The organism is Streptomyces africanus, assembly GCF_002150735.1.
In the GTDB taxonomy this organism is placed as follows: domain Bacteria; phylum Actinomycetota; class Actinomycetes; order Streptomycetales; family Streptomycetaceae; genus Streptomyces; species Streptomyces africanus.
The window spans coordinates 1-10,365 of sequence record NZ_MUKA01000400.1; the positions used below are offsets into that span (position 1 = coordinate 1).

General features: G+C 70.7%; 9 protein-coding genes. 3 read left to right on the forward strand and 6 right to left on the reverse strand.

Annotated features, from left to right (window positions below; all coding sequences use genetic code 11):
• Window positions 1-40 precede the first annotated feature (40 nt).
• The 5 genes from CCL05_RS37490 to CCL05_RS37510 form a co-directional block, all read right to left on the reverse strand.
• Window positions 41-880, reverse strand: coding sequence for a carbohydrate ABC transporter permease (locus tag CCL05_RS37490; RefSeq protein ID WP_086565102.1), 840 nt, complete (start codon window positions 878-880; stop codon window positions 41-43).
• Between the two features lie 5 nt (window positions 881-885).
• Window positions 886-1,806, reverse strand: a complete 921-nt coding sequence (locus CCL05_RS37495; RefSeq protein ID WP_086565103.1) for a carbohydrate ABC transporter permease — start codon at window positions 1,804-1,806, stop codon at window positions 886-888.
• 16 nt (window positions 1,807-1,822) lie between these two features.
• Window positions 1,823-3,190 carry an extracellular solute-binding protein gene (locus CCL05_RS37500; protein WP_086565104.1) on the reverse strand — a complete coding sequence of 456 codons (1,368 nt, stop codon included), beginning with the start codon at window positions 3,188-3,190 and terminating at the stop codon, window positions 1,823-1,825.
• A 129-nt stretch (window positions 3,191-3,319) separates the two neighbouring features.
• Entirely contained in the window at window positions 3,320-4,018 is a 699-nt protein-coding gene (locus CCL05_RS37505) for a response regulator (RefSeq protein ID WP_208641705.1), read from the reverse strand.
• On the reverse strand, window positions 4,015-5,691 hold the full coding sequence (locus tag CCL05_RS37510; protein ID WP_086565105.1) for a sensor histidine kinase: 1,677 nt from the start codon (window positions 5,689-5,691) through the stop codon (window positions 4,015-4,017). The genes CCL05_RS37505 and CCL05_RS37510 overlap by 4 nt, the downstream gene beginning before the upstream one ends.
• 177 nt (window positions 5,692-5,868) lie before the next feature.
• Here CCL05_RS37510 and CCL05_RS37515 point away from each other — a divergent pair, with 177 nt between their 5' ends.
• Window positions 5,869-7,263, forward strand: coding sequence for a cation:dicarboxylate symporter family transporter (locus CCL05_RS37515; RefSeq protein WP_086565106.1), 1,395 nt, complete (start codon window positions 5,869-5,871; stop codon window positions 7,261-7,263).
• An 83-nt stretch (window positions 7,264-7,346) separates the two neighbouring features.
• Here CCL05_RS37515 and CCL05_RS37520 read toward each other — a convergent pair whose 3' ends face one another.
• Entirely contained in the window at window positions 7,347-7,964 is a 618-nt protein-coding gene (locus CCL05_RS37520; RefSeq protein ID WP_086565107.1) for a TetR/AcrR family transcriptional regulator, read from the reverse strand.
• A gap of 107 nt (window positions 7,965-8,071) precedes the next feature.
• Between CCL05_RS37520 and CCL05_RS37525 the strand changes: the two genes are divergently transcribed.
• Together CCL05_RS37525 and CCL05_RS37530 are read left to right on the forward strand one after the other, a co-directional pair.
• Window positions 8,072-9,745, forward strand: coding sequence for a DHA2 family efflux MFS transporter permease subunit (locus tag CCL05_RS37525; RefSeq protein WP_086565108.1), 1,674 nt, complete (start codon window positions 8,072-8,074; stop codon window positions 9,743-9,745).
• Window positions 9,746-9,969: 224 nt separating this feature from the next.
• Window positions 9,970-10,365 (forward strand): MerR family transcriptional regulator (locus CCL05_RS37530; protein ID WP_086565109.1); only part of this gene is annotated, 396 nt, incomplete at its 3' end.

Genomic DNA, 10,365 nt, shown 5'->3' on the forward strand with positions numbered 1-10,365 from the left:
GCCGGGTTGCGGACCCACCCGGCCCCGGCATCGACGCCGGTCAGCCCTTGACCGCCCCTCCCAGGGCGAAGCCCCCTCCCAGGCGTCTGGCGATCAGGACGTACAGAAGGATCACCGGTGTCGAGTAGACGACCGAGAACGCCGCCAGTTGCCCGTACGCCACCATGCCCCGGTTCCCGAAGAAGTCGTTGATGCTGACGGACGCCGGCATCTGGTCGGGCGTGAGCAGGAGCATGAAGGGGACGAAGAAGTTGCCCCACATCATGACGAAGGAGAAGACCGTCACGACGGCCACGCCCGGGCCCATGAGGGGCAGGATGATGCGGACAAGGGACTGGAGGGACGACGCCCCGTCGGTCCAGGCCGCCTCCTCCAGTTCCTTCGGTACGCCGTCCATGAAGTTCTTCATCAGCCAGATGGCGTACGGAAGTTGGGACGCAGAGAAGAAGAAGATCGTGCCCTGCATGGTGTCGATCAGGTCCACCCGGACGAACAGCGCGTAGACCGGGACCATGATCGCCGTGATGGGCAGGCTCGTCGCGAAGAGGATCGTCAGCAGGAACGGGCGGTTGAAGCGGGAGCGGAACCGGGAGAGCGGATAGGCCGCCAGGGCCGCGCAGACGACCGTCAGGAGTGTCGCGCTGCCGCAGAGGATCAGGCTGTTGAGGAGGGGGGTGAAGGTGATCTCGGGGGTCAGGATCGCGTCGAAGTTGTCCAGGGTGAGGCCGTCGGGTGCCTTCACCCGGAGGTCTGCGTGGGGGTCCAGGGAGGACAGGACCACCCAGGCCAGGGGCAGGACGAACGCGGCGGCGACCACCAGGAGGCCCGCGTCCGCCGCCAGGCGTCGGGCCGTGCGGCGGGAGGCGAGGGTGAGGGCCATGCGGGTCAGACCTCCGTCCGCAGCAGGCGCAGGTAGAGGAGGGAGAAGAGGGAGCCGACCAGGAGGAGCAGCAGGGCCACCGCCGTGCCGTAGCCGATCAGGCTGTTCTGGAAGGCCTGTTCGTACATGAAGAGGGGGAGTGTCTGGCTCTTGCCGCCCGGACCGCCTCTCGTCATCACCCAGATCAGGCCGAAGACCGAGAGGGTCTGGAGGGTGTTGAGCATCAGGTTCGTGGCGATGGAGCGGCGGATCATGGGGAGGGTGATGTGCCACATGCGGCGCCAGCCCCCGGCCCCGTCCACCTCGGCGGCCTCGGTGATCTCCTGGGGGATCTCGTTCAGCGCGGCCGAGTAGACCAGCATCGAGAAGGCCGTGCCGCGCCAGACGTTGGCGAAGGACACCGCCAGGATCGGGAGGGTGAACAGCCAGTTCTGGGAGGGCAGGTGGAGCCAGTCCAGGAGGGCGTTCAGGGTGCCCTCGCGGCGGAAGAAGGCGTAGAGGAGGAAGCCGGCGACGACCTCCGGCAGGACCCACGCCGTGACGACGATGCCGCCGGTGAGCGTGCGGACCGGTTTCGACGCGCGCCGCATCAGCGCCGCCAGGGCGAGGCCCAGCGTGTTCTGCCCGACGAGGGACGACAGGACCGTGAACACCAGGGTCAGCCATACGGCGTTGAGGAACGCCTCGTCGCCGAAGGCCCGGGTGAAGTTCTCGAAGCCGACGAACGAGTCCTCGGCCTGGCCGGTGAGCTGGAGGTCGGTGAAGGCGATGAAGACGCAGTAGGCGATCGGGCCGGCCAGGAAGAGGAGCAGGAGGACGACGGCGGGCGTGAGGGGCAGGGCCCGCAGCGGCAGGCGGGGGCCGCGTCGCGGGTGCGTGGCCTCGGGTGTCTTGGTGAGCGGCGGGGTGGGTGCGGTGGCGGTCATGCGCGGCTGCCCTCGCTCACCGCTCGACCACCTCGTCGTCCGTCGCGTCCCTGAGCGCGTTCGTGTAGGCGCTCGTCGCCTCGTCCACCGACGCGTCGCCCGTGGTCACGCTCTCCATCGCCTCCTGGATGGCCGTGGAGACCTTCGGGTACGCCGGGTAGGCCGGGCGGTAGTGCGTCGAGGCCACCAGGTCGGTGAAGAACCTGATGCCCGGCTGGGCGGTGGCGTACCCGGGGTCCTTCGCCACGTCCTCGCGGACCGCGATGCCGGAGTTGGCGACGTACCACTTCTGCGCGTTGGCCTTGGTCTGCATCGTCTTGATGAACGCGAAGGCCAGGTCCGGGTTGCCGGCCTTGGCCGGGATCGACCAGGTCCAGCCGCCGGACATGCTCACCTTGCCGGGCGCCTGGCCATGCTGGGTCGGCATGGCGGCCAGACCCAGCTTCTTCGGCCACTCGGGCCATGCGTGGCCGCTGCCGGGCAGCCAGTCCTGCGGCAGCCAGGAGCCGTCGAGGGCGATGCCGAGCCTGCCCTGCGGGAGCCACTCGCCGCGCACCCGGGTCATGACGTTCGGGTCGAGCGCGTCGGAGACGTCCGGGCCCAGCTTCTCCTTGTAGACCGTCTCGACGAACGCGAGAGCGTCCTTGAAGCCCTGGCCGCCGGCGATCCACTTCTTCGCGTTCTTGTCGTAGAGGGGGTCCGTGCGGCCGTCGTTCGTGCCGTAGAGGAGCATCTCGAAGGTCTGCATGGTGGCCGCCTCGCCGACCGGCTTGCCCGTGTAGACGTTGAGCGGGATGACGCCGGGGACCTTCCGTTTGATGGTGCGGGCCGCGGTCAGGACGTCTTTCCAGGTCTTCGGCTGCCAGTCGGCGGGGAGGCCGGCCTTGGCGAAGATGCCCTTGTCGAACCAGAGTCCGCGGGTGTCGGTGCCGTCGGGGACGCCGTACGTCTTGCCGTCCTCGCCCTTCGCCGCCGCCTTCGCCGTGTCGATGAACCGGTTCCAGTCGGGCCACTTGGCGAGGTACGGGTCGAGGGGCTTGAGATAGCCGCTGGTGATGTCCGAGTTGATGAGGAACGTGTCCTCGTAGACCAGGTCGGGGGCGGTCTTGGGGGAGCGGAGCATCTGCTGGAGCTTGGTGTAGTACTCCGAGTCCGGGGCCTTGATCGGGACGAGCTCGACCTTCTTGCCCGGGTGGGCCTTCTCGAACTGCTTCTTGATGTCCGCGAGATAGGTGTCCATCACCTTGATGGAGTTGTCCGTGGACTGTTTGAAGGAGACCTTGACGGTGTCGGGGTCGCTGCCGGAACCGCCACCGCAGGCGGTGAGGGCGGTGGCGGCGAGGGCCAGGACGACGAGAGGTGTGAGAGCGGCGGTGGGGCGCACGGCACGAACCTCCTACGGGCGCACTTCGTTGTGGCCGGGACGGCTGCGTGGTGAACGTAAGTTGAGTGGTCTAGTCAGGTCAATGCGTGTGCGCGGGTTCGCTGGTTGCCGCTCGTGGCTGACGGGCCGTCAGTGGCCCGTGACCCAGCGGTACTGCAGCTCCGGCCGCCCCACCGTGCCGTACTGCGGGCGGCGGGCCGCGCGGCCCGCGTCCACCAGGTGTTCCAGGTAACGCCGGGCCGTGATGCGGGAGATGCCCACGGTCTCCGCCACACCGGCGGCCGTGAGGCCCTCCGCGCTGTCGCGCAGGGCCACGGTCACCCGCTCCAGCGTCGGTGCGCTCAGGCCCTTCGGCAAGGCGGCCGGGCCCGGGGCGCGCAGGGCCGCCAGCGCCCGGTCGACCTCGTCCTGGCCGCTCGCCTCGCCGACCGCGGCATGGAACTCCGCGTACCGCACGAGGCGGTCCCGCAGGGTCGCGAAGGTGAACGGCTTCAGGACGTACTGCACGACGCCGAGGGAGACGCCCTCGCGCACGACCGCCAGATCGCGCGCCGACGTCACCGCGATCACGTCCGCGTGGTGTCCCGCCGCCCGGAGGGACCGCGCGAGGTGCAGCCCGTGCACGTCCGGCAGGTGCAGGTCGAGCAGGAGCAGGTCGACGGGGGTGCGCTCCAGGGCCCGGCGGGCCTCCGCGCCCGTGTGCGCCTTGCCCACCGCGACGAAGCCGGGGACGCGGCCGACGTACAGCACGTGCGCGTCGGCGGCGACCGGGTCGTCCTCCACGACCAGGACGCGGATGTCCCTCTCGGGGGTGCTGTCGCTCGTCACGCGTTGCCTCCAGCGCCTCTGGACACCGAGGTCCTGGATGTCACGCCCCCGGCCACCGCCCCCGACTCCCGCAGCGGCAGCCGTACCTCGAACTCCGCCCCGCCCTCCTCGGCCTCCGACACCGACAGCGTCCCCTCGTGCCGGTGGACCGCCTGCCGTACCAGGGCCAGCCCCAGGCCCCGGCCGCCCGGCCCCGCCGGCTTGGTCGAGAAGCCGCGCTGGAAAACGGCCTCGGCGTGCTCCGGGTCCACGCCCGGGCCCGTGTCCGAGACCCGCAGCACCAGCTCGGGGTCCCCGGGGTCCGACGTGTCCTGGGTGTAGGCCGCCACGGTCACCCGCGCCCGCGCGCTGCCCTGCGCCGCGTCCACGGCGTTGTCGATCAGGTTGCCCAGGATGGTCACCAGGTCCCGCGCCGGCAGGGACTCCGGCAGCAGGCCGTCGTCCAGGCTGCTGTCCTCCGACACCATCAGCTCCACGCCCCGCTCGTTCGCCTGGGCCGTCTTGCCCAGCAGCAGTGCCGCCAGCACCGGCTCGCTCACCGCCGCCACGACCTGGTCGGTCAACGCCTGTGCCAGTTCCAGTTCGGCCGTCGCGAACTCCACCGCTTCCTCCGCCCGGCCCAGCTCGATCAGCGAGACGACCGTGTGCAGCCGGTTCGCCGCCTCGTGCGCCTGCGAGCGCAGCGCCTGGGTGAAACCCCGCTCGGAGTCCAACTCGCCCATCAGCGACTGGAGTTCGGTGACATCGCGCAGGGTGACGACCGTACCGCGCCGCTCGCCGCCCGACACCGGAGACGTGTTGATCACCAGGACCCGCGACGCCGTCAGATGCACCTCGTCCACCCGCGGCTCCGACGCCAGCAGCGCGCCCGTCAGCGGGGCGGGCAACCCCAGCTCCGCCACCGACCTGCCCACCACGTCCCCGGCCACGCCGAGCAGCTCCCGCCCTCCGTCGTTGATCAGCGCCACACGGTACTGCCCGTCCAGCATCAGCAGCCCCTCGCGTACGGCGTGCAGGGCGGCCTGGTGGTAGTCGTGCATCCGGCTGAGCTGGGCCGCGTTCATGCCGTGGGTGTGGCGGCGCAGCCGGGCGTTGACGACATAGGTGCCGACGGCGCCCAGGGCCAGCGCGCCGGCCGCGACGCCGAGCAGGGCCGTCAGCTGGTCCTGCACCCGGTGGGTGATCTCCTCGACCCGGATGCCCGCGCTGACCAGGCCGACGATCTTCTTGCCGTCCTGGATCGGGGTGACCGCGCGGACGGAGGGGCCGAGCGTGCCGGTGTAGGTCTCGGTGAAGGTCTGGCCCTTGAGGGCCTTCTCGGTGTGGCCCTGGAAGGGCTGGCCGATCCGGTCCGGGTCGGGGTGCGTCCAGCGGATGCCGTGGGGATCCATGATCGTTATGAAGTCGACCTCGGTGTCCCGCATCACGCGCAGCGCGTACGGCTGGAGCCGGCCGGTCGGGTCGGAGCCGCGGGCCGCCTCCAGCACCGAAGGGGAGTCGGCGACGGATCGCGCCACCGCCCTGGCCTGGCGCCGGGCCGCCTCTTCGGCCTGGCTGCGGTCGCTGACGTAGGTGAACAGCGCGTATCCGGCCACGACGACCGCAATCAGGACGGCCTGCATGGCGAAGAGCTGGCCCGCCAGGCTGCGGGGACCGGGTACGGAGAAGCGCATGCCGTCAGTCTGCCTCGTGGCTGATTGTGAACTAAATGAACGGAAGGGTGACCGCGCTCACAGAGCAGGACATAGTCACGGCATTCCCCAATACGCATCCCCGGGAGTTCCCCGCTCCCTGTCCCGGACGTGAGCCGCACGCCGGTGATGCCGACGACGTCGTCAAGGAGGGCCGCCGTGACCAGCGCAGCCGATACGGCACCTGCCGCACCCAAAGCCAAGCGGGACCGCACGCACTATCTCTACATCGCGGTGATCATCGCGGTCGCCGCCGGTATCGCGGTGGGTCTGGCCGCACCCGACTTCGCTGTCGAGCTGAAGCCGATCGGGACCGGCTTCGTGAACCTGATCAAGATGATGATCTCGCCGATCATCTTCTGCACGATCGTGCTGGGCATCGGCTCGGTGCGCAAGGCCGCCAAGGTCGGTGCCGTCGGCGGCATCGCCCTGGGCTATTTCATGGTCATGTCGCTGGTCGCGCTGGGCATCGGCCTGGTCGTCGGCAACATCCTGGAGCCGGGCTCCAGCCTCGCGGTGACGGACGCGGTCAAGGACGCCGGTCACGCACAGATCGACCCCGAGGCCACCAGTAACACCGCCGACTTCCTGCTGGGCATCATCCCGACCACGATGGTGTCCGCCTTCACCAACGAGTCGGTCCTGCAGACCCTGCTGATCGCCCTCCTCGCCGGCTTCGCGCTGCAGGGCATGGGGTCGGCGGGCCAGCCGATCCTGCGCGGCATCGAGCACATCCAGCGGCTCGTCTTCCGCATCCTCGCCATGGTGATGTGGGCCGCCCCGATCGGTGCCTTCGGCGCCATCGCCGCCGTCACCGGCTCCGCCGGCGTGGACGCGCTCAAGAGCCTCGCCGTGCTGATGCTCGGCTTCTACGTCACCTGTTTCCTCTTCGTCTTCATCGTGCTCGGCATCCTGCTGCGCGTCATCGCCGGACTGAACATCATCACGCTGTTCAAGTACCTCGGCCGTGAGTTCCTGCTGATCCTGTCCACCTCCTCCTCCGAGTCCGCGCTGCCGCGGCTCATCGCGAAGATGGAGCACCTGGGCGTCAGCAAGCCGGTGGTCGGCATCACCGTCCCGACCGGCTACTCCTTCAACCTCGACGGCACCATGATCTACATGACCATGGCGTCCCTGTTCATCGCCGACGCGATGGGCACGCCGATGTCGCTCGGCGAGCAGATCCCGCTGCTGCTCTTCCTGCTGGTCGCCTCCAAGGGCGCCGCCGGTGTCACCGGCGCCGGTCTCGCGACCCTGGCCGGTGGTCTGCAGTCGCACAAGCCGGCCCTGGTGGACGGCATCGGCCTCATCGTCGGCATCGACCGCTTCATGAGCGAGGCCCGCGCCCTGACCAACTTCGCCGGCAACGCCGTGGCCACCGTGCTGATCGGCACCTGGACGAAGGAGATCGACAGGGAGCGGGTCGACCAGGTCCTCGCCGGTCAGCTGCCCTTCGACGAGAAGACGCTCCTCGACGACGAGCACGGCGGCCCGGCCGAGGGCCAGGCCGAGGTGCCCGAGCAGGGCGGCGACAAGGAGCTGGCGAAGGCCTGACGGCCGCGCGCCGCGCCCCGCGAGACTCCGGGCGGCTGGGTGTCCCCCCGTCGCTCAGCCGCCCGGTCCGTACAGAGACACAATCAATCGTTCAGCTTCGCCACCAGTTCGGTGGCTTCGGAGGCGGGCACGCCCGCCGCGGTCAGTACCGTGACCGCGGCGCAGCGGCCCGCCTCTCGTGCTGCCACGAGTCCGTCGTTCACCGCCTCCATCAGCGCGACCAGCATCTGCTCGTGCACGTACGCCAGGGCCGGCGCGGGCAGCGGTGAGCTGAAGACGCCCTCGTCGAGGCCGCGCCGGAGCACCCCGGTGGCGGCCTCCCGGACGGGGGCGAGCCGCTCCCGGATGCCCTGCATGGTGACCGTGCGCTGGGCGAGCGCGATCAGCAGCCGGTAGCGGTCGGCCAGCTCCCACACCGCCAGCACCGAGCGGGCCACGGACTCCGCCGGGTCCTCCACCCCCTCCCGGCCCGCCGCGTGCGCCACCGACAGGGACTCCACCGCTTCGTCGACGAGGGTGCTGATCAGCGCCTCGCGGCTCGGGAAGTGCCCGTACACGGTCCGCCGTACGACGCCCGCGGCGCGCGCGATCTGGTCCATGGACGCGTCGGGGTCGCGCAGCAGCTCGGCCAGAGCGACGTCGAGGATGCGGCGCCGGTTGGCATCGGCGCGGCTGGTGGTGCCCGTGGTCATGGACGCCATTGTGCCCCTCCTCCATCGACTTGCACAGTGCTGTGCAACGGCGTACATTGCACAGTGTTGTGCAAATGCACACCCATGTGCAAGTCTGAGGAAGGCGATCTCCTGCCATGCGACTCGTCATGACCGAACCGGCCGAGAGGATGGACCGCCCCTACGCACGCAGCTGGTGGGCGCTCCTCGTGCTCTGCCTGAGCCTGCTGATCATCGTGATGGCGAACACCGCCCTCACCGTCGCGGCGCCCGCCATGACCGAGGACCTCGGCCTGTCCAGCGCCGACCTCCAGTGGGTCATCGACGGCTACACCGTCCCGTACGCCGCGCTGATGCTGCTCCTCGGCGCGATCGGCGACAAGTACAGCCGCCGGGGCGCGCTCGTCCTCGGGCTGGTCGTCTTCGGCGGCGGAGCCGTCTCCGGCTACCTCGCCGGCAGCGCCACCGCCGTGATCGCGGCGCGTGCCGTGATGGGCGCCGGCGCCGCGATGATCATGCCCGCGACGCTGTCCCTGCTCGCGGCGACCTTCCCGCGCGCCGAACGCGCCAAGGCCATCACCCTGTGGACCGCCACGGCCGGACTCGCCATCGCGGCCGGTCCGCTGGTCGCCGGGGCGCTGCTGGAGCACCACGGCTGGTCGTCGACGTTCCTCATCAACGTGCCCGTCGCCGCCCTGGCCGTCGTCGGCGCGCTCGTCCTCGTACCGCCGTCCAGGTCCGGCCATCAGGGGCGGATCGACTACGGCGGCGGGCTGCTGTCGGTGCTGTGGATCGGCGCGCTCGTCTACATGATCATCGAGGGTCCGCACTTCGGCTGGGGCGTCAAGGCGGTCACGGCGGCGGTCGTCGCCGGCGCCGGACTCGTGGCCTTCGTGCTCTGGGAGCTGCGCCACCCGCGCCCCCTCCTCGACGTGCGCCGCTTCACCGACCGCCGCTTCGCGGGCTCCAACCTCGCCGTCGCCCTGTTCTTCCTGGCCGTCTTCGGCGCCTTCTACTACCTGACCCAGCACCTCCAGTTCGTCCTCGGCTACGACGCCCTGGACACGGGCCTGCGGATGCTGCCGCTGGCCGGTGCCGTCTTCGTGGGCGCCGCCCTCACCGGCTACCTCACCCCGCGGGTCGGCATGAAGTGGACCGTCACGGCCGGCATGGTCGGCGGTACGGCCGCCCTGGCGCTGCTCACCCGGGTCGACTCCGGGTCGTCGTACGGCGACTTCGTCGCGCCCCTGATCGTGCTCGGCCTCGCGATCGGGCTCGCGCTGTCGCCCTGCACGGACGCGATCATGGGGGCGTTCCCGGAGTCCCAGCTCGGCGTCGGCGGCGCGGTGAACGACACCTCGCTGGAGCTCGGCGGGTCGCTCGGCATCGCCATCCTCGGCTCGCTGCTGGCCACCTCGTACTCCGGCCACCTCGCGGACGCGACGGCCGGCGGCAGGCTCCCCGCCTCCTCGCTGGAGACGGCCCAGGACTCCGTCGGGGCCGGGTACGCCGTCGCCCGGGGCATCGGTGACAAGGCCCGGCAGCTGGCCGAGCAGGCGGCGCACACGAGTGACCCCCAGCAGGCGGAGCGGCTCAAGGCGCAGGCCGGGCAACTCGCCGGTGGGGCGCGGCGGATGGCCGATGCGGTGGGTTCCTCGTTCGCCGACGCCGTCGCGCACACCAGTCTGGTCGGGGCCGTGATCCTGGGCGCCGGGACGGTCGTGGTGGCGCTGCTGCTGCCCGGCAGGGGGAAGACCGCGGACCAGCCCGCCGAGGACGACCGGGAGCTGGAGTCCGCCGGGGCCCGCTAGGCCCTGTCGTCGCATTCCCGCCTGCCCCGCGACGCCAGCACGCCCTCTCGCCGCACCGGGCACAGACCCACGTACAACCAGTACGCGGGCCTGCGCCCGGCACGGCGAGAGCACGCACCTGACGCCACGGGGCCCGCCCTTCGGGCGGACGACGGGAATGCGACGACAGGGCCTGGGAAAACGCTGTTGCCTTGACGTCGGCGTCAAGGACTACGTTCGACGGCATGCGAATCGGCGAGCTGGCCGCACGGGCCGGGACCACGACGCGGACGCTGCGGTACTACGAGTCGCGGGGGCTGCTGCCCGCGCGACGCGAGGGCAACGGATACCGGACGTACGACGAGTGCGACCTGAAACTGCTGGAGCAGATCAGGACGTTGCAGGACTTCGGGTTCGACCTGGAGGAGACGCGGCCCTTCGTGGAGTGTCTGCGGGCCGGGCACCCCGAGGGCGACACCTGTCCGGCGTCCCTCGCGGTCTACCGGCGCAAGCTGGACGAACTCGACTCACTGATCGGTCAGCTGACGAGCGTGCGGGAGACGGTCGCCCGGCAGCTGGCGCGGGCCGAGCTGGCCGCCGAGGCGGAGGCTCCGGGGGGTCCGGAGCCACAGTGCGAACTG